Source organism: Blastocatellia bacterium (assembly GCA_035573895.1).
GTDB lineage: Bacteria > Acidobacteriota > Blastocatellia > HR10 > HR10 > DATLZR01.
The window spans coordinates 1-18,150 of the sequence record DATLZR010000147.1; the positions used below are offsets into that span (position 1 = coordinate 1).

17 protein-coding genes are annotated in these 18,150 nt (G+C 59.2%); 11 read left to right on the plus strand and 6 right to left on the minus strand.

Annotated elements, in window-relative coordinates; genetic code table 11:
• The coding region (locus tag VNM72_12685) for a hypothetical protein (protein ID HXF06252.1) at positions 1 to 690 on the plus strand (690 nt) is incomplete at its 5' end.
• A gap of 92 nt (positions 691 to 782) precedes the next feature.
• A complete protein-coding gene (locus VNM72_12690) occupies positions 783 to 2,018 on the plus strand; it encodes a carboxypeptidase-like regulatory domain-containing protein (GenBank protein ID HXF06253.1) in 1,236 nt (411 codons plus the stop codon).
• A 32-nt stretch (positions 2,019 to 2,050) separates the two neighbouring features.
• Here the strand turns inward: VNM72_12690 and VNM72_12695 are convergent, their stop codons facing one another.
• The 3 genes from VNM72_12695 to VNM72_12705 form a co-directional block, all read right to left on the minus strand.
• Complete coding sequence (locus VNM72_12695; GenBank protein HXF06254.1) at positions 2,051 to 2,893, minus strand: ABC transporter permease; 843 nt, start codon at positions 2,891 to 2,893, stop codon at positions 2,051 to 2,053.
• 202 nt (positions 2,894 to 3,095) lie between these two features.
• A complete protein-coding gene (nikB, locus tag VNM72_12700; protein HXF06255.1) occupies positions 3,096 to 4,025 on the minus strand; it encodes a nickel ABC transporter permease in 930 nt (309 codons plus the stop codon).
• 86 nt (positions 4,026 to 4,111) lie between these two features.
• A complete protein-coding gene (locus VNM72_12705; protein HXF06256.1) occupies positions 4,112 to 5,896 on the minus strand; it encodes a hypothetical protein in 1,785 nt (594 codons plus the stop codon).
• 127 nt (positions 5,897 to 6,023) lie between these two features.
• Between VNM72_12705 and VNM72_12710 the strand changes: the two genes are divergently transcribed.
• From VNM72_12710 to VNM72_12745, 8 genes are all read left to right on the plus strand, one after another.
• Positions 6,024 to 6,287 (plus strand): glutaredoxin family protein, encoded by a 264-nt coding sequence (locus tag VNM72_12710; protein HXF06257.1) that lies wholly within the window; start codon positions 6,024 to 6,026, stop codon positions 6,285 to 6,287.
• A gap of 3 nt (positions 6,288 to 6,290) precedes the next feature.
• Entirely contained in the window at positions 6,291 to 7,250 is a 960-nt protein-coding gene (locus tag VNM72_12715) for a M28 family peptidase (GenBank protein HXF06258.1), read from the plus strand.
• Between the two features lie 96 nt (positions 7,251 to 7,346).
• Positions 7,347 to 8,399: a 3-isopropylmalate dehydrogenase gene (locus VNM72_12720; GenBank protein HXF06259.1), complete on the plus strand. Its 1,053-nt coding sequence runs from the start codon at positions 7,347 to 7,349 to the stop codon at positions 8,397 to 8,399.
• A 67-nt stretch (positions 8,400 to 8,466) separates the two neighbouring features.
• The gene (locus VNM72_12725) at positions 8,467 to 8,715 is read left to right on the plus strand and encodes a hypothetical protein (protein ID HXF06260.1); all 249 of its coding nucleotides are present in this window, start codon (positions 8,467 to 8,469) and stop codon (positions 8,713 to 8,715) included.
• A gap of 118 nt (positions 8,716 to 8,833) precedes the next feature.
• Positions 8,834 to 9,670: an alpha/beta hydrolase gene (locus tag VNM72_12730; protein ID HXF06261.1), complete on the plus strand. Its 837-nt coding sequence runs from the start codon at positions 8,834 to 8,836 to the stop codon at positions 9,668 to 9,670.
• Positions 9,671 to 9,879: 209 nt separating this feature from the next.
• Entirely contained in the window at positions 9,880 to 11,286 is a 1,407-nt protein-coding gene (locus tag VNM72_12735) for a sigma 54-interacting transcriptional regulator (protein HXF06262.1), read from the plus strand.
• A gap of 57 nt (positions 11,287 to 11,343) precedes the next feature.
• On the plus strand, positions 11,344 to 12,330 hold the full coding sequence (locus VNM72_12740) for an energy transducer TonB (protein HXF06263.1): 987 nt from the start codon (positions 11,344 to 11,346) through the stop codon (positions 12,328 to 12,330).
• A 149-nt stretch (positions 12,331 to 12,479) separates the two neighbouring features.
• Positions 12,480 to 13,856 carry a tryptophanase gene (locus VNM72_12745; GenBank protein ID HXF06264.1) on the plus strand — a complete coding sequence of 459 codons (1,377 nt, stop codon included), beginning with the start codon at positions 12,480 to 12,482 and terminating at the stop codon, positions 13,854 to 13,856.
• An 87-nt stretch (positions 13,857 to 13,943) separates the two neighbouring features.
• On the opposite strand, the gene VNM72_12750 is transcribed toward VNM72_12745, so the two are convergent.
• From VNM72_12750 to VNM72_12760, 3 genes are all read right to left on the minus strand, one after another.
• Entirely contained in the window at positions 13,944 to 15,779 is a 1,836-nt protein-coding gene (locus tag VNM72_12750; protein HXF06265.1) for a VWA domain-containing protein, read from the minus strand.
• A gap of 9 nt (positions 15,780 to 15,788) precedes the next feature.
• Entirely contained in the window at positions 15,789 to 16,814 is a 1,026-nt protein-coding gene (locus tag VNM72_12755; protein HXF06266.1) for a VWA domain-containing protein, read from the minus strand.
• A gap of 165 nt (positions 16,815 to 16,979) precedes the next feature.
• Positions 16,980 to 17,543, minus strand: coding sequence for an HNH endonuclease (locus VNM72_12760; protein ID HXF06267.1), 564 nt, complete (start codon positions 17,541 to 17,543; stop codon positions 16,980 to 16,982).
• A gap of 221 nt (positions 17,544 to 17,764) precedes the next feature.
• Between VNM72_12760 and VNM72_12765 the strand changes: the two genes are divergently transcribed.
• On the plus strand, positions 17,765 to 18,150 hold a 386-nt coding region (locus tag VNM72_12765), incomplete at its 3' end, for a protease (GenBank protein ID HXF06268.1).

Sequence of the window (18,150 nt, forward strand, 5' to 3'; positions counted from 1 at the left end):
CCCTTTATCGCCCGATTCGAGAAGTGTCCGGCAAATGACGACGTCTTTATTGCCGGCACCGATAATCTCTGGAAAAGCACCAACTTCTTCAGCGCTTCCCGTCCCACCTGGGAAGTGAACGGTCCCGAGATGCGCTCCTCCATCACCGCCCTGGCATTTGCCCCGTCAGATGATTCCTGCAACACCTATGCCTTCGGGACAGCCAATGGTCAGCTTCGGTTGACCCGTGACGGAGGGATGACCTGGACTGATCTGGACATGGGAAACCAGGTCCCCAATCGGTATGTGACCGATCTGGCCTTTGATCCAAGGGATGCCAACGTTTTGTATGTCACGCTCTCCGGCTTTGACGAAGGAACGCGAGGTCAGCCCGGCCACGTCTTCCGAACAAAGGAGGCGCTCTCACCAGCGCCAACATGGGCCGATGTTAGCCCCCCGGTCAACCTCCCTCATAACACGATCCTCATTGATCCTCGCCAGCCGGAGGTCATCTACGTCGGGACCGATCTCGGTGTCTGGAAGAGTGCGGATGGCGCACACAGCTGGGTTCACCTCGGCCCCGAAACGGGAATGCCGAATGTCGCTGTCTTTGAGTTGCAAATGGCCCAGCGCACCGGGCAGCTTGTCGCCTTCACCTTCGGTCGCGGAGCATTCCTTCTCAGAGGGACCAATAGTCCACAGACTCGCTGAAGTTTGACAGCAGGTGAAGAATCGAGATAATTCCTCCCGCGCATGGTGAGAGGTGAACAGAGCATCAGGAGAGAGCCGACAGGAGAACGCCCATGATATCACAGTTGATGCGTTCGTGGCGATGGCGATGCATGACGGGTTTGCTCTTGATCCTCGTGATGGCGGTGGAATCAGGTCTTTCCGCCGCCGACATCGCACTTCTGCCTGCTCAGGTGACGGGGATTGACGCTACGTCCGACCGAACGGTGAATTGTCTTCTTCCCGCTGGTGTGACGTTGACGGGTTCGATCACGAGTGAGGCTGATGTGTTGATCGTGGGTGGGAGTGTCACCGCACGCTCTGCGGATACCAGTTTTGAAGGGCCGATCCAGTTTTCTCCGCTGGACCAGTCTGCCCGTTACGAGATCGTTCTCCCGCCGGGCAGGTATCGGCTGAGCGTCAGGGCTGTTTTCGTGGTTGAAGAGACCGGCTCAACCCTAACCGTCACCTTTGCCGAAGGGGAAGAAATGACCGTCAACGATAGTACGGTTCATGACTTGCGGGTTCCTTCCCCGCCTCCGGTCGTTCGGGTTCGGGGGACGGTGAGGAACCTCGGCGATCTCGATGTGGAGAGGGCGGCCATCCTCTTCGCTACGGAAGACGGGATGATTCAAGCTTCCACAGCCTTAACTGAGGAGTATACCCTGGCGGTGCCGGTGGGTCGGTATGTCGTTTCTGCCTTAGGATTGAGTCCCCTTCTTCCCGATGAGCTGAGCGAGCTTCTCAATCTGGAGCTGGAGAGGGTAATGATTTCAGGCGACGCGACCGTGGATGTCACCCTTCCCCCGTTGGTCGAGGTGAAGGGAACAATCAAGATGGCAACCGGCGATCCCGCTATCACCGCTCAAATAACCGTCAGCAACGTAGATGAGCAAACGACGCGGGCCGCCGTGGTGATTTCAGCTGACGCTACCGGTGGGCAATACAGATTGCTGATCCCTGCCGGCTCCTACGATGCCATTGCGTTTGTCACCTTCTTACTGGAAGAGGAGACTCAGGGCGTTCTGGGATTTCCCATTTCCACTCGACGATTCCATGCCGATGCTGGTGTTGAACTCGATTTCACCATTCCCCCCATTGGTCCCATCGTGACGATTTCCGGTCGGGTGACCGATAGCCAGGGCGATCCGGTCGGAGGCGCATTTATTCTCGCCTCCAGCGTCATGCTCACTGACATGCCGGATACGTTTTTCACAGCGGGGGTTCTGAGCGAGGATGACGGAACCTTTCAGATCAAGGTCATCAGCGGGCAGGATTATACCGTCGTGTGCACGCCGCCCCCGCAGTGAGCGATTAACGTCTCATTTTTGGACTCCGGCCCTTATCTTCGTTCCTGGGAAAAGGACGCGATATCGCTCCCCTGTCGAAGACGCGGATTCAGCCATTCGTTCAGTCCATCGCCGGCGACGTTGAAGGCCATGACCGTGATCATAATAGCCAGACCAGGGAAGATAACCAGGTGCGGGGCTGTTGTGAGATAAGCACGTCCGGCATCGAGCATTTTCCCCCAACTGGGCCAGGGTTCCTGCACTCCCAGGCCGAGGAAGCTCAGTCCCGCTTCAGCCAGCACAGCTCCCGCCATTCCCAGCGTAGCCTGAACGATCAGGGGCTGGACAACATGCGGTAGGATGTGAACGACAATCACACGCGGTGTACTCGCTCCCAGGGCTCGTGCCGCCTGAACGAAATCCAGTTCCTTGATCTTGAGGACCTGGCCTCGAACAAGCCGAGCATAGCTCACCCAGCCGATAATACAGAGCGCCAGGATGAGGTTGGTTATGCTCGGTCCGAGGAACGCGACCAAAGCGATCGCCAGCAAAATGCCGGGGAAGGCCAGAAACGTGTTGAAGAGAAAACTGGCAATAAGGCGATCAATCCAGCCGCCGTAGTAGCCGGAGAGGGCGCCGATGATCGTTCCGACAAGCGAGCAGACCATCACCACCGTCACCCCCACGCGCATCGAGACGCGGGCTCCGAAAATGAGTCGGGAGAGGAGATCACGACCGAATTCATCGCGACCGAGCGGATGGGCGAGCGAGGGACCCTCCAACCGCGCCGCGAGCGTCTGTTCGGTGATGCTGTGAGGAGCCAACCAGGGCGCAAGCACCGCAACCAGCACGAGCACTCCGATGATGATCAAACCGACTTTCGCCAGCCGATTCACCTCCTCGCTACCTCCTCAGTCATCGAGCGTCCGGCAATGTGTCGTGGTAGCCTGCGAGGGAGAATCACAGATGAGACGCCCCGCGGTACCCTGTTCGTCAAGCATCTGACCCCATGTCTTGACGGCAGTCCGCCCGAGAACGCAACCAGGGTCCTCCCTCATTTGGTTCCCCTTTATCGGTTGATCCTGTGCGATTCACACATCATTCGATCTTGATGCGGGGATCAAGAGCACTGTAGAGTAGGTCCGTCGCCGTATTGATCACAATGTAGGTGATCGCGATGACGAGAACGCATCCCTGCACGAGCGGATAATCCCGTGAGCGGATAGCATCAATGGTGAGCGTTCCGATCCCCGGCCAGTTGAAAATCTGCTCGGTGATGAGCGCGCCCCCGAGGAGAACACCGAACTGCAGGCCGACAATCGTGACGACCGGTATCAAACCGTTGCGGAGGACGTGCCGATAGATCACCACCCGCTCATCGAGCCCTTTCGCCCGAGCCGTCTTGACGTAGTCTTGATCCAGCTCCTCGATGATGCTCCCTCGGACCATGCGAGTCAGAATCGCCGCCAGAGCCGCCCCCAGTGTCACTGCCGGCAACACGAGCTGCGACAGGTGGCCATAGCCCGATGGCGGCAAGAGTCGAAGCTTCACCGAAAAGAGCAAGATCATCAATGGACCCAGGGCGAAGTTCGGAAGGGAAACCCCTACGAGGGCGATCAGAGAAGCGAGCGCATCAATCCCGCTGCCGCGAAAGCGTCCGGCAGTCACCCCGAGGGGAAGCGATATTCCTACGGCGACCACGAGCGCCGCAATCGCCAGTTGCAACGTTGCCGGATAGCGCGACCAAATTTTTTCGGCAACCGGGCGACGGTCCGTGAATGTTGTGCCCAGGTCCCCGCGAAGAAGCTGCCTCCAGTAGGCCAGATACTGATCCCCGAGGGGACGATCCAGCCCGAACCGATGGCGCATCTCCTGCACCTGTTCTGTCGTGGCCGTTTCACCGAGAAAACTCAACACCGGATCCCCCGGAACGAGATGGATCAGCAAAAAGACCAGTGTGACCACCGCCCAGACGACGGGAATGACCATGAGCATCCGCCGAATGAAGACTCGAACGATCGCTGGCATCGGTTACTCACTTGTTCGGGCAGCCGATACCCGTAGGTGGCAACCGGGTCGTTTTCCGCCGATCGCCCCCGGAAGGCTGTCCGTCATTACTGTGGACCATGACCGGGCGAAGCCGACGACGCGGATTGCGTGACGCGTTCCACCTCGATCATGCTGAGGATCAGCGCCAGCGGACCCAGAGGGGAACGGCTCTCGCTATAGACTCCCTCAGGGTGCCATCGGGAGATCCTCATTTCCGGAGCCAGCTCCCCCACCGCACGGTAGAGGGCCCGGGCATCCCCCGATGGGATGGCAGCGGAAGCGCCCGCCAGGTCTCGAAGTGTCAGGACCGCTTGAGCGACCTCCGAATGGTCAAACGAAACCATCACTTCAAACGCTCCTCGCGCGCCTTGCTCAAAGAGTGATGCGAGTTGTGGATATTGGGCGATCACCCGGTTCTGGTGACGCCGATCAATGAGAATCTCAATTTCCCGCTTCTGTCCGATGACGAGGAATCCGTTGATGAAAGAAAACGCGCTCGTCGAGCGGTTCCGGGCGGAGAAGATGCTGTAGCCCTGATACTGATCCTCGCGGACAGGCTCGCCCGCGTGGCGGAGATACTTTCCGATGAGCATGGCTAGCTTTGCCTTCTCTCGCGCTTCCACAATGAGAAGGCGTCGGTCGCCGTCCCATTCCACGATGGCGCTTTCGTTGCCGAGCGCATCGGCAAGGGTATCAGAACGGGCCCATCCTAGCGACTGCTTCATTCGACCCACCAGTTCGCGGACAACGATCTGCGCAAGCGGTGAAAGCTGCTTTGCCACCACGTCCTCGATCGCCGCAACAACGCCGGGAAAATCTCCAAACCGATAGATGGTGATGCGACGAGCATCGGCCGGGATGATCGCCGGACTGTTAAGCTCCGCCTGTCCGTTGACCACCTCTGCCAGCGACGCCGATACGTTCGGATCAAGGCCGAGAATGTATCGGGTGACGACCTCACCGCCTTCGACGTCAACCGAGAATGTCAGCGTCAACGCGAGCGGAGCTGTGATCGTCTCGATAAGTTCAGCGGTGCTCGGCGGGGGCATCGGCGATGAAGCGGAGGGGAGCACATTCCGCTGGAGAAGCGAGCGAAGGGCCTTCCCGCTGATGAATCCGACGACCGGACTCTGGCGATCCACAGCGGCTCGCAGCGTCCGGTAGGTGGTGGATGCGGCGAGCGAGAGATGTCGGTTCTCTCGGCTCTCCCTCAACGAGCGGAGACTATCCTCTCGATTCGCTGCAACGAGCATCCCGTCCATGACGGTCCACAGGAAGATCACCCGATTCTGTGGATCACGATAGAGCGTGAGAAGCAAGCCTTGTTCCTGCCTCGTTTCTCCCTTCAGGGGGCCCAGAAATCGGCGGGCGAGGGATTCCAGCCCATGTCCCCCCGCTTTTGCTGCCGCTGCTCCGCCGGGGGATCGCACGAGGAGCGCCCAGTGAGGCGTGAGTTTCTCCCCTTCAAGCTCCAGGCCCGTCAGGACGAGCGCGATGTGAGCGCCAGGCAACGGTGGAACGCGCCAGGCAGCAGCGCCAGGCAGGAAAGGAGTGAGCGTCTGCCAGGCGCGCGTGCGCTCAAGCGCGTCGAGCGCACGGGTGGTGTCGCGCACCTCGATATAAGCCAGCGCCGTCGCCGGCACATATTCCAGGAGACTTCGGTTGCGACTGATGTAGTACCACGCCGCGACTGTCACGCCGGAGAGGCCAAGTCCGAGAATGATCAGCTTCTTCCTCCATCGGCTCACGTCGGGTTTGGGACCGGGGGACGACGCTGTCTCGATGGATGCCGTCTCCCGACCCGAGGACGTCGGCCGATTCTCGCTCGCTTGCTCAATCCGGCTCATCATCTCTTGTTCTGCGGTTGTTGCCGATCGCAACCTCGCTGGAGTGCTCAACCGAGGCCGCTATGGTAACACCAGCCTGTTGATTTCTCCATGTCAGCCTTTTATTATAACTGCCGTCGGTGAAGGGATGATGCGCGAGAGACCGGTGGTTACGATTTATTCAAAGCCCGGTTGTCATTTGTGCGAGGAGGCGAAGGAAGCTATTATGAGATCCGGCTGTCCGGTGGCATTCCGGTTGGAGATCGTCAACATCGAGGAGGATGCGCAGCTCTTTGCCCGGTTTAAGGATGACATCCCGGTCATTTTCATCAACGGTCTCAAAGCGTTCAAGCATCGCGTGACGCCGAGAGAGTTTTGTGACAGGCTCTGTCGTATCACTCAACGAACGAGGTGACTCATGAGACCACTGGGATTGCGCGTGTTGCTGGCGGGGTTGATGATGGTGATCGCCTGCTCTCACCAGCCGGAGTCGCAAGCGACCGACAGTCAATCTCCTTCGTCTCGGTCGGCCACAGAATTCGATGGGGAGCGAGCTTTTCAGCATGTGCGGGCACTGGTGGAGATGGGGCCGCGACCGGTGGGAAGCGCTGCTCACGACCGAGCGCGCGATTACATCGTCGCCGAGTTGAAAAAATATGGGCTGACAATCATCAAGGACGAATTCACGGCCCAAACGCCGCTCGGCCAGCGACCCATGGTCAGCATCATCGGCGAGCTGAAGGGCGAAAGCGATAACATCCTGATCCTGGCCAGCCACTACGACACTAAACTTTTCACTGACATCACCTTCGTGGGAGCCAATGACGGCGGATCGAGTACCGGAGCCTTGCTCGAACTCGCCCGCGTGATCGCTGCTCGCCAGCAGAAGCCAAAACACACGCTCTGGTTCACCTTCTTTGACGGCGAAGAAGCGTTCGTCAACTGGACGCAAGCGGATTCCAAGTATGGCAGTCGTCATCTCGTGGCCCGACTGGAGGGGGAGCGAAAGCTGGAGAAGGTGAAGGCGATGATCCTTCTCGATATGATCGGGGATAAAGACCTGGAGCTCAAACGCGATGGCTATTCCACTCCCTGGCTGGTGGATATCATCTGGGCGGCCGCCAGGGAACTCGGGTACGAGAAGCATTTCAGTTCGAGCGAGACCTTCATTGATGACGACCACATCCCCTTTCTGGACAAAGGTGTGCCAGCCGTGGACCTGATTGATTTCAACTACGGATTGTTCAATCGCTACTGGCACACGGCGGAAGACACCCTCGACAAGTTGAGTCCCAGGAGCCTGAAAATCGTCGGCGACACCGTGCTCACCGCCCTGCCGCGCATTGAGGAGGCTGTGAATCAAAAGGGCAAGAGCTGAGCGGATGGCTCTCGTCGGCCTCGCCCGTACGGAAGACGATCGGTGGCCGGATGGAGGGGATGCGCGGCGGGAGATTACGTCTGAGAGGAGGCCGAGATGGGACGGCGGATTGCCGTGATTCCCGGTGATGGCATCGGGATCGAGGTGGTGACCGAAGCGGTGAGGGTGCTTGAGAAGGCCAATCGCCTCTACCATCTGGATCTCGAGTTCACCTGGTTTGATTGGGGAGCGGAGAAGTACCTTCGAGAGGGCGTGACGCTCCCTTCGGGGGCGGTGGAGATGTTACAGTCGGACTATGCGGCTATCCTGGCGGGGGCGTTCGGCGACCCTCGCGTCCCCGATAATAAACATGCTCACGACATCCTTCTCGGTCTTCGGTTCAGACTCGATCTCTACATTAATTTGCGCCCCGTTCGGTTACTCGCGGAGGACCTGACGCCACTGAAAAATCGCACGGTCCGTGATCTCGATTTCGTCATCTTTCGAGAAAATACCGAGGGCGCTTATGTCGGCATCGGCGGCATCTTCAAAAAGGGAACGGACGAGGAGATCGCTCTTCAAGAGGAAATCAACACGCGACGGGGCGTCGAGCGCATCATCGTGGCAGCGTTCGAGTATGCGCGTCGGCAGGGACGACGGCGAGTGACGCTGGTGGATAAATCGAATGCGATGCGCTTCGGCCACGACCTCTGGCAGCGCACCTTCCGCGAGGTGGCTCATCGTTATCCGGAGATCGAAGCGACCCATCAGTACGTGGATACAATGGCGTTGCTCATGGTGCAGAATCCCGCCGAGTGCGATGTCATCGTCACGACAAACCTCTTCGGTGATATCTTGAGCGATCTCGGGGCGGCACTCGTTGGAGGATTGGGGGTCGCTCCATCGGGAAATATTCATCCCGGGCGGGTGTCACTTTTCGAGCCGGTTCACGGCTCCGCTCCGTCGCTGGCGGGAAAGAATCTCGCCAATCCCATCGGGGCTGTGCTGACCGCGGCGATGATGCTCGAATATCTCGACGAGAAACCGGCGGCACGGGCTATCGAAACGGCGGTGATCGAAACGATCGCCGCCGGGGAGGTCACTCGGGATTTAGGTGGGCGACTCTCAACCAGTGAAGCGGGGCAGGCCATCGTCGCCCGATTAAGATGACGGCGGCGAAGCGAGGCGAGACTCGCTCACGGGCCGCTCGCTTCCCGATGCCGGGGGAGGAGGAACCATGAGAAAGTGGCAATATAAGACGCTGGATTGGGGAGAACTGAGAAAACTGGGAGCTATCGTCACGGGCAAGGACTTCGTTGACGAGAATGTGGACGCCGGGTTGAACAAACTGGGAGATGAAGGATGGGAGCTGGTCGGCGTCTACGTTGACGGATTCGTCGTGCATCGGTCGCAAAAGGCCATTGACATCGTCTCGATCAGTCGCTACGTCAAGTTCACCTTCAAGCGTCCGGTCGAAGGATCATGAAGGAGGATGACATCGCGCATGAGTCCGCTGGGGGATGAGAGGGAGCGCCTTGGCGGGAACGGGGCTCCCTCCCGGCTGAAAGGACTTTCCCGTTCGATCAGGAGCATCACCGGAGATCATGCCCTTTCTCGATCTCGATGAGGGGCGGATTTACTACCGCCAGCAGGGGCAGGGCGAACCGATCGTCTTCGTCAACGACTGGCCGCTGTCACACCATTACTGGGGGCCTCTGGCGCATCGGCTGCGCTCCTGCTTCCGACTGATCGGATTCGACCCTCGAAGTACGGGCCAGAGTCGCACGCTCGTTCCCTCCGCCCCCTGCGATGTTGAAACCCAGGCGGAAGATCTTCACAGCATCATCACGCGACTGGGGTTGGGCGAAGTTCATCTCGTCGGTCACGGCCTGGGAACGGTGGTGGCTGGCCTCTGCCTCCGGGTGCATCCGCAGGACGTGCGCACGTTGACGCTCATCACCCCGATCCTCCGGCCTGAAGCACCCGAAGGAGTGAACGGATATGTCGCCTATGCCCAGGCTGTTCTCATGTTGCGGAAACTCACGGCTGTCCCTCTGGCGCGCAATCTGCTGCTCCGTCGCTATTCCTACGGACGCATCCCCTCGGCCTATCGCCAGGCTCTGCTGGAGGACTTCAATCGCGTGAGCGTATCGGCCGCGTGGGAGGCGATTCACTCGGCGACCGAAGAAGAAACCTTGCGCCGCTTCGCCGAGTCCCTGACGATGACCAAATGTCCCGTGCTCATCCTGGCCTGTGGCGCGGACAAACTGTCGCCTTTGGAGACAGCACGCTGGATCTATGATCGGATTCAAACCGGTACACTCATCACCTTGAAAACACACGGTCATTTCCCCATGCTTGAGTCCCCGGAGAAAATCGGCAGCTTGCTGCGGGAGTTCTTCGAGAAAACGTCACCCGGGACTGGCAGTGCAGTTTCCTGAAACAGGAAGCACAAGCTCTTCTTGTGGATCAGGGATGTCGTCGTTAGAATCCTCCTTTAAAGACAGAGCTGACCATATCCGGGAGAGGGTTTCAGACGGATTCAAGAAAATGGATGGGGCTCTATCGCTGTGAAACCTTCCGGCAAGACAGGGCGTAGTTACTATCTGGACCGGGAAAGGATATCAAGGTAATGAGAGGACTAATGCCTATGGGTTCTAGGACTGTGGTACAAGCCCCGATTGATCAAACGGCTCTTCGCGGGCGGATGCGGGTGGTCGTTGTGACAGAGTCGCTCGTTCGGAGCCGTGAAATTGCTCATCTGCTGGAACCGGTGGGATGCCGGATTACACCGCTCATTTACTCGGAGGCCGGGGACGGAGCATTTTCCGGGTCGGAGTCTGATCTGGTGGTTGCTGAAATTCCCGAAGATGATCCCTCGGTGCTTCATCAGCTAAGGGGTCAATCGGGGGTGCCGATTGTGGCGCTGGTTCCGGAGCGTCTGATCGGATCGGCTATGGAGCTGGCCCGGATGGATCACTGTCGCTTCCTCCTGACGCCGGCGCATCCCCGAGAAATTCTTGAAGTTGTGAGGGACCAGCTCGATCTGGTTGCCCTGCGGCAAACAACCTCCTGGCTCACCGATCAGCTGAGGGCTCGTTATCATCCCGATAATCTCATCGGCGTGAGCCGGGGAGCGCACAATCGTCGAGCCTTCGTTCGAGCATTTGCCGATGTGGACCTTCCGATCTTGCTCGTAGGCGAGCGCGGGGTGGGAAAGGAGACGGTGGCGCGAACACTCCACTATGCGAGTCGCCGAGCCCTGCTTCCTTTTCTTCTCGTTGACACCGAAGCCCTTCCGACAGGAGGGCTGGAGCCGCTCCTTTTTGGCAACACGATGCGGCCTGAGCCTCACGCGCCGGTCTTTCGGCCCGGGCTCATGGAACTGGCTCGGGGTGGAACGATCTACCTGACGGACATCGCCCGTATACCCCAAATTGTCCAGATGCGGTTGGCGACCCTTCTCCGGGAACAGCACTCCTCCGGCGATGAACCTCGCGTGCGGCCGCGACTCATCTTTGGCAGTCTCGTATCGCCTGACAGCCTGAGGCGTCAACGGTTGCTCGATGAGGATCTCTGGCTCCTGCTTCAGGAGACGCAGCTCACCATCGAGCCGCTGCGTCAGCGACAGGAAGACATCCCGCTCTTTGTCGAGGCCTTCACCGGTGAAATTTGCCGGGAGTTCAACAAAGAGCCGAGAGAGATCACGCCCGGTGCTCTGGAGGCGCTCAAGCGTTATTCGTGGCCCGAGAATGTGAGCCAGTTGAAGAAGACGCTCCTTGCGGCGTTCGAACGTGCTCGTCCACCGGCCATTGACGAGACAATGCTCCCGGAACCCATCGGGACCAGGCCGTCACCCGTTCCGAAGATGGCGGTGACCGAAGCCGGTCTGGATTTCTATGAAGTCGTCGAGGAGTTTGAACGGGCACTCATCAGTAGCGCCCTTCACCTGACGGCGGGAAATCAGCGGCGAGCCGCTCGATTGCTGCGCCTGAAGGAGACAACGCTGGCGGCCATGCGCAAGCGGCTGTTCCCGAAATCGGGAGAGGGGAAATAGGACAAAAAAGTGCTGGTCTCGCCCGACGCAAAGCGGTACAATACCCTCGACTAATCCATGGGAAGGCCAGGAGGCAAAAGCGGACGAGACCGGCACTCCGAGACCGCTCCGGCGGCATGGCTTTATTTTCTTGACGAGCGCACCAAACCCGACCGCCGCTATCGCCTGGCCGGTCTCACATTGACGCTGGCACTTCACGGCTTTTATGTGGCAGCTCTCTTTTATGATTATTACCAGGACCTCCAGCGATGGAAGGTCCTCATGGGATTACAACTGGTCGCTCGCCCCGGTCAGGTCACGTTGCTCAGTCCCTCCGACATCGCGCGACTGACGGCTCCGCTGTATTATCCTCCCGGTCTGATCAGGTCGTCTGCTGAGGAGGAGGAAGCTCGACGACGGCAAGAGCAGGAGCGTCGGCGCGAGCAGCAACGACAGCAGGCGAAGGAGCAACGGGAGGAGGAAGAAGAGCCCCCCAAGCCCATCCCTCAGTCCTGGGAAGAGCTGGAGAAGCAAGCCCAGGAAACGGCCACACAGCTCAACATCGGTCCCATCAAGGAAGCCATCGCCCAACTGTACGAAGCCCGTCTTCGAGGCGAACTGGCCTTCACCGAGTTACGAGTGGGCGTTTCTTTTCGGGTGAAGAAAGATGGCGAACTGACCGACATTCGGCTGGCTGAACCGTCGGGAATCCCCGAAGTGGACTCAGCGGCGCTCATGGTCATCAACGAAGCGAGCCGCGTGCGTGTCCTGGCTCCACTGGCTGTCGCCGAATCCTGCACGGTTCGCCTGGTCATTTCCGATGCTGCTCAGCTCTATTTCATCGCTGCCTCGCGCAACGAAGCCGGTGCTTCCGACCTTCTGGCTCAGCTCAACGGCCTGTTGCTGCTGGTGCGGTTGAATTCCGGTCGGCTCGATCCCGATGTGGCCTCGGTCATCGCCCGGCTCACCATCATTCAGGAAGGACGCAATGTCATCGCCAGCGTGAAAATCCCTCGTTCGGAAGCCGCTGAAATGCTCAAGAATCGTCTGGGGGCTAAAACCTGACTGGCTCATCCCTCCCCCGCGGGCATAGTGCTCAGGGGCTGACAGTGCGCATTTTCCTGATACCCCGGCCACCATTATCGGCATTTGCTCTCGGTCTTTTCTTACCTTTACAATGTCCTCGCTGATCATCAACCTGGCAGTGGTGTGCTATGAAAACGATTATTGAGCCATTTCGCATCAAGGTCGTCGAACCGATCAAGATGACGACGCGAGAGGAACGCGAGCGGTATCTTCGCCAGGCGGGATACAATCTGTTTCTCATCCCGGCGGAAAACGTCATCATTGATCTGCTCACCGATAGTGGAACGGCGGCGATGAGTTCCGAACAATGGGCTGCCGTCATGCGCGGCGACGAATCCTACGCCGGGAGCGCGAGTTTCTACCGGTTTGAAGCGAGCGTGCGGGATATTTTCGGTTTCAAGCATATCATCCCCACGCATCAGGGACGCGCGGCCGAACGTATCCTTTTCTCCATTCTCTGTCGGCCCGGTCACATTGTGCCTAACAATACGCACTTCGATACGACGCGGGCCAATATCGAATATGTCGGTGCGGAAGCTGTTGATCTTCCGATCCGGGAATTCTACCAGCCGTCGGTCGTTCACCCCTTCAAAGGCAACATGGATACAGATGCATTACGCAGCCTCATCGAACGGGTCGGTCCCGAGCGGATTCCTCTGGTCATGCTCACGGTGACTAACAATTCCGGTGGGGGGCAGCCCGTCTCGATGGCCAATATCCGCGAGGTGCGAGAGATTTGTAATCGCTACGGCATCCCCCTGTATCTCGATGCCTGTCGTTTCGCCGAGAATGCGTATTTCATCAAGCTGCGCGAGGAGGGCTATGCCGACAAACCGGTCAAGGAGATCGCGCGCGAGATGTTCTCGCTGGCCGACGGTTGCACGATGTCGGCGAAAAAGGACGGGCTGGCCAATATTGGCGGATTTCTCTGCACCAATGATGATCGGCTGGCGCAGCAGGAGAAGGACCTGCTCATTCTCACCGAGGGATTCCCGACCTATGGCGGGCTCGCGGGACGCGATCTGGAAGCCATTGCCGTGGGACTTCAAGAGGTGCTCCACGAAGATTATCTGGAATATCGCTTCGCCTCGACGCGGTACCTCGGCCAGCATATTGCCGAAGCGGGCGTGCCGATCGTGCAGCCACCGGGAGGACACGCCATCTATATTGATGCAGGTGCGATGCTCCCGCACATTCCCCCGCTTCAGTTTCCGGCACAGTCCCTGGCGGTGGAACTTTATCGCGAGGCGGGGATTCGCTCGGTCGAAATCGGCTCGGTCATGTTCGCCCGGCATCATCCGGAAACGGGCGAGGAGATTCCCGCACCGATGGAGCTGGTTCGCCTGGCCATCCCGCGTCGCGTCTACACGCAGAGCCACATTGACTATGTCATCGAGGCCATCCTGAATGTCTTCAAGCGGCGCGAGTCTCTCAGGGGGTATCGAATCGTCCATCAGGCTCCCTTCCTCCGGCATTTCACGGCCCGATTTGAACCAATTGAGTGAAGGGGTGGGGATGGAGGTACCGTCAGTCGTCAGGGGACGTTACGCGCTCAAGCGGGTGGGCGCGTGGCGACGTTGTCGTGGTTGAAGCTACTGGGCGAAATAGCCGCGACGGGTGCGCACGCGTGCGCCCGGACGCGCGACGGTGACCTCGACCTGCCGCCAGCGTCCATCGCGTTCAACTCGCGTGGGCATGTAAGCGAGGCTGTAGATCGTGCGCAAATCGGCGGCAATCTGCTCATAGACGCCCTCCAGGTCCTCGAGTTTCGCCGCCCGGTACAATCGGCCTCCGGAAACATCGGCGAGCTGGCGAAACTGCTGCTCGGCCAGGCGAGTTCCCTCGCGCACCTGCTCGCGGGCCGATTCGATGAGCGTTGCCGCCAGTTGCGCTTCGTTTTCCAGAAGGATGGGGTAAATCAATGCATCGGATTGGATGACACCATTGAGCAGGTCTTCGAAACGCAGGAACGAACCCGGTCGCCGGAGCGGGTCGTTGGCCAGTGGCGTGTTGAGATAGGCCATCGAACTATCACGACCATCGCTCAGAACGACGATGGCATTGCGCTGGCCTCGAACCCGACTGATCTCTTCAACGAGCGCATAGCCAATGGCATCATAAACGGCTGTGCTGCCCAGCGGAGGCTGGACGCGATAGAGTGCCTGCGTCAGGGCCTGCCGATCGCTGGTCAGATGAGCGACAACCTCGACATCTCGAGCAAAGAGAATGATCGCCAGCCGATCCTCCGGGCGCATCAGCTCCACAAAACGCAAAGCCGCTTGACGAATGACGTCGAAGTTTCCCCGCGTGCTCCCGCTCACATCGAGCAGCAGTACGAGATTAAACGGCGCCGTCTCCCTGCTGAAATGGGTGATCGTTTGTGGCACCCCGTCCTCGGTGACGGTGAAATCTTTCGCCGTCAGTCCGGTGATCACCTTGCCCTCGGCGTCGGTGACGCTGGCATTGAGGGTCACCAGGGGGGATTCCAATTTCACGACATCTTCGTCACTGCTGCTATTTCCAACCGGGACCTTGCCGCCCGTGAGCCAGTCGGCCTGAGCCAGGGCGCGTTGCAGTCGAGGTTCGATGTAACGGATCGCCACGCCCAAGGGATTCTGTGGGCTGCTGGCGATGGTACGGGCGGCGTGGGAGAGAGGCTGGGGAGGAACAGCTCCGATGATGGTCCGGGGGACAGTCGAGGTGGGCATTCCCACTTCGACCCACCCGTTGAGCGTTCTCACCTGAATGGGAAGACGACCCGTTCCGAGTTTTCCGACAAGCATCGCCGGGGGGGGAGCCGCCCCTCGCTGCGCCGGATTGAGTAGCGTGGGCGCGGCCGAACGTTCCAGCGGAGGTCCTCCATAACGAGGATAGCCTTCTAGCCAGGTGATCTCAATCTTCGCATCCTCGATGGGTATGCCGAGAATGACATCTCCGCTCAGCGTCTCGGCACGCACGCCGGCCACGCGCCCGTGAACCTGGATCGTTCCTTCTTCAGCCTTCAGCCTGAGCTTCACCCCTGCCGGGACGGCCAGATGGAGGTCAACGACCCGCTCTTCCTTGGCGACGCATTTGATTTCAACGGTGGTTTTGCCATGCTCGATTCGGAGGTCTGCGGCGCTGGCGGGCACCTGTGATCCCTCCGCCACGACGCGGAGCTGGTCGGGCGCGCCCTCGAAGACGAGGATCCGCCCACGAGGATTTTCTACGCGAACTTCCCCTCCGGCGGGGAAGGGGAGGCGTTTGTCAACAGTGGCGGCGCCACCCCTCGAGGGTGAGGGGGGAGTCTTCTGCTGTCGGGGAGTGAAGAGCAGGTCGCGAGCGACTCTCCCGGCACTCGCCCGCGGGGCGGACTGCCAGCTCCCGCCGACAGCGAGCGCGCTCAAAATCACGCACACGACAGCGCGGCTGGAAAAGGGGCAAACCATCCCACCTCGCTAGGGTTGTCCTTGAGGAGCGTAATATCCGCGCTTGGCGTGAACCTTCAGCTTGTTCCCCCCTTGTTTGGCGACCTCGACTTTAATCCTTCGCCACTTCCCATCCCGGCTCGTGTTGGTGGACATGTAGCCGAGATTATATTGCTGGCGCAGCTCACGCGCGATATTGGCGCACACGGGTTCGAGCAGCGAGGCTCCCATCACCGTGAAGTGACGTCCACCAGTCAGCTTCGAGATCTGCTGCAGGATGGAGATGCCTTGCTGTTCGAAATAGGTGTTGTAGAGCGTTGGGTCGGGCGTCCCAATCGTGTAAATCTGCACATCCGATTCCTTCATCAGCCGGGAGAGCGATCCGTAGCTGTAGCGCGAGCTGTTATCCTGCCCGTCGCTGATGACGAGAAGGACGCGCTTCCCATAGCGGGCATGCTTGAGCTTGAGAACGCCCTCATAAATGGCATCGAAGAGAGCCGTCCGCCCCTTGGGCCGAAGAAACGGTAGGTAGGTGAGCAAGACTTCCCCATCGGTGAAATCGGCCAGAAGCGTCACTTCGTGATTGAAGGCGATAGCGAAGAACTCATCCTGAGGATTACTCCATTCGATGAACCGTCGCACCGCCTCACGCGCCCGGCTGATTTTACTCCTCATGCTGCCCGATACGTCCAGGATGATCCCCACGCTGATGGGAATATCTTCGGTGGTGAAGAACTTCACCGTTTGGGGGACATCATCCTCGTAAACGGTAAAGTGGTCTTGCTTCAACCCGGAGATGAATCGCCCCAGAGCATCGGTCACGCTCACCGAGAGGACGACGAGTTCGGACTTCAACTTGATGAACTGATCGGCCGGCGACTGCGGAGGAAGAACTACCGTTGAGGAACTCCGCTCCGATGCGCGTTCTGCTTGAGCCGAAACCCGACCGGAAGGGCCCGCGCCACTTCCGACCAAAGCCACCAGAGAGAGAAGGACGACGACGCCCGATCGTCCCCGATGAAAATGGGAAGCCAGAGTCTTTTTTAGTACCACCATGCTATCCCTCCTCCAACGATCTCCCACGGTATTTCGACCACGCGGTGGACGTTATGATAAAGAGATTTCAGAGCAGATGCAACGAGAATTTTTCCCGTCCCAATGGGAATCAACCGGCCAGCAGAACGGTTCTCGTCGAGCGGGAGGGGACGCCGCGCAACCGAATTACAGGATGAGGTACTTGCGCCACTGTTCCTGCTGGCGTCCCAGATGAGCCAGAATTTGATGACCGACGCGCCAGGATAGCGCCCGGGGATGCTTCAGCAGCTTCATCCCGGCTTCATCCGGGGTCTGATTCCCCTTACGCGTATTGCATCGCCGGCAGCAGGTCACCACATTATCCCACGAGGTGCGCCCTCCTTTGGCCCGGGGAATGACGTGATCAATCGTCAGCTCTGAGGCCGGCATCTTTCGGCCGCAGTACAAGCAGCAGTAACCATCGCGCAGGAGAATGTTCTTGCGCGACAGCTCCTTTCGCTCGTAGGGAATGTGGATGTACTCCACCAGCCGGATCACCGAAGGCACCGGCAACGCCATCTGCGCCGACCGAATCACCCGCGACGTCATCTCTTCGGGGCGGGCCGTTCCCTTGAGAATAAGGATAATCGCCCGCCGAACCGTGGTGATATTAATCGGCTCATAGGTGGCATTGAGCACAAGCACCGGCGATTTCATGAGACGATCACCCATAGGGCAAATCGAATGGCTATTATACCAGAGCGCCCTCATCAAGCAAGCATCTCCTCGTGGGGCGGTCCGTCCCCCCCACCGCGTTGAGGCGACGGGAGGGCTCTTGTCGAGATCCATCCTCCCGGGCTTTTTGTGCAACACATTGACGAGAGTGTTGCATGGCAGCTCGACCACAGAAGGTTGCTCTATGCTTGCCTCCCTCCTCACGGTGTGATTAACTGAAGGCCGCACACATGAGGAGAAACGTGAGGAGGAGCGAGATGAATATTTTTCTGTCTCTGGTGGCATTTTTTCTCGTTCTCGTCTCTTTCGGTCCCACCCGTGCGGCTGAGCCGGTGCTCCTGGCGCGGCAACCGACGCTCAGTCGCACCCAGGTTGTCTTCTCTTACGCCGGCGATTTGTGGAGCGTAAGTCGAGAGGGCGGAGACGCCGTGCGACTCACGGCGGGGCCGGGCGTGGAGGCCCATCCGGTCTTCTCGCCGGATGGAACACTGGTGGCTTTTTCCGGCGAGTATGATGGCAACGTGGATGTCTACGTCGTGCCGGCCACCGGCGGGGTGCCGCGTCGGCTGACCTATCATCCCTCGACCGATGTCGTGGTCGGCTGGACGCCCGACGGGAAAGAGATCGTCTTCACCTCGAACCG

What these genes read in the sequence shown, in the direction of transcription:
- VNM72_12690 (HXF06253.1), top strand. Translation starts at nt 783, where the DNA reads ATGATATCACAGTTGATGCGTTCGTGGCGATGGCGATGCATGACGGGT.
- nikB (HXF06255.1), bottom strand. Translation starts at nt 4,025, where the DNA reads ATGCCAGCGATCGTTCGAGTCTTCATTCGGCGGATGCTCATGGTCATT.
- VNM72_12705 (HXF06256.1), bottom strand. Translation starts at nt 5,896, where the DNA reads ATGATGAGCCGGATTGAGCAAGCGAGCGAGAATCGGCCGACGTCCTCG.
- VNM72_12710 (HXF06257.1), top strand. Translation starts at nt 6,024, where the DNA reads ATGCGCGAGAGACCGGTGGTTACGATTTATTCAAAGCCCGGTTGTCAT.
- VNM72_12715 (HXF06258.1), top strand. Translation starts at nt 6,291, where the DNA reads ATGAGACCACTGGGATTGCGCGTGTTGCTGGCGGGGTTGATGATGGTG.
- VNM72_12720 (HXF06259.1), top strand. Translation starts at nt 7,347, where the DNA reads ATGGGACGGCGGATTGCCGTGATTCCCGGTGATGGCATCGGGATCGAG.
- VNM72_12725 (HXF06260.1), top strand. Translation starts at nt 8,467, where the DNA reads ATGAGAAAGTGGCAATATAAGACGCTGGATTGGGGAGAACTGAGAAAA.
- VNM72_12730 (HXF06261.1), top strand. Translation starts at nt 8,834, where the DNA reads ATGCCCTTTCTCGATCTCGATGAGGGGCGGATTTACTACCGCCAGCAG.
- VNM72_12735 (HXF06262.1), top strand. Translation starts at nt 9,880, where the DNA reads ATGGGTTCTAGGACTGTGGTACAAGCCCCGATTGATCAAACGGCTCTT.
- VNM72_12740 (HXF06263.1), top strand. Translation starts at nt 11,344, where the DNA reads ATGGGAAGGCCAGGAGGCAAAAGCGGACGAGACCGGCACTCCGAGACC.
- VNM72_12745 (HXF06264.1), top strand. Translation starts at nt 12,480, where the DNA reads ATGAAAACGATTATTGAGCCATTTCGCATCAAGGTCGTCGAACCGATC.
- VNM72_12750 (HXF06265.1), bottom strand. Translation starts at nt 15,779, where the DNA reads ATGGTTTGCCCCTTTTCCAGCCGCGCTGTCGTGTGCGTGATTTTGAGC.
- VNM72_12755 (HXF06266.1), bottom strand. Translation starts at nt 16,814, where the DNA reads ATGGTGGTACTAAAAAAGACTCTGGCTTCCCATTTTCATCGGGGACGA.
- VNM72_12760 (HXF06267.1), bottom strand. Translation starts at nt 17,543, where the DNA reads ATGAGGGCGCTCTGGTATAATAGCCATTCGATTTGCCCTATGGGTGAT.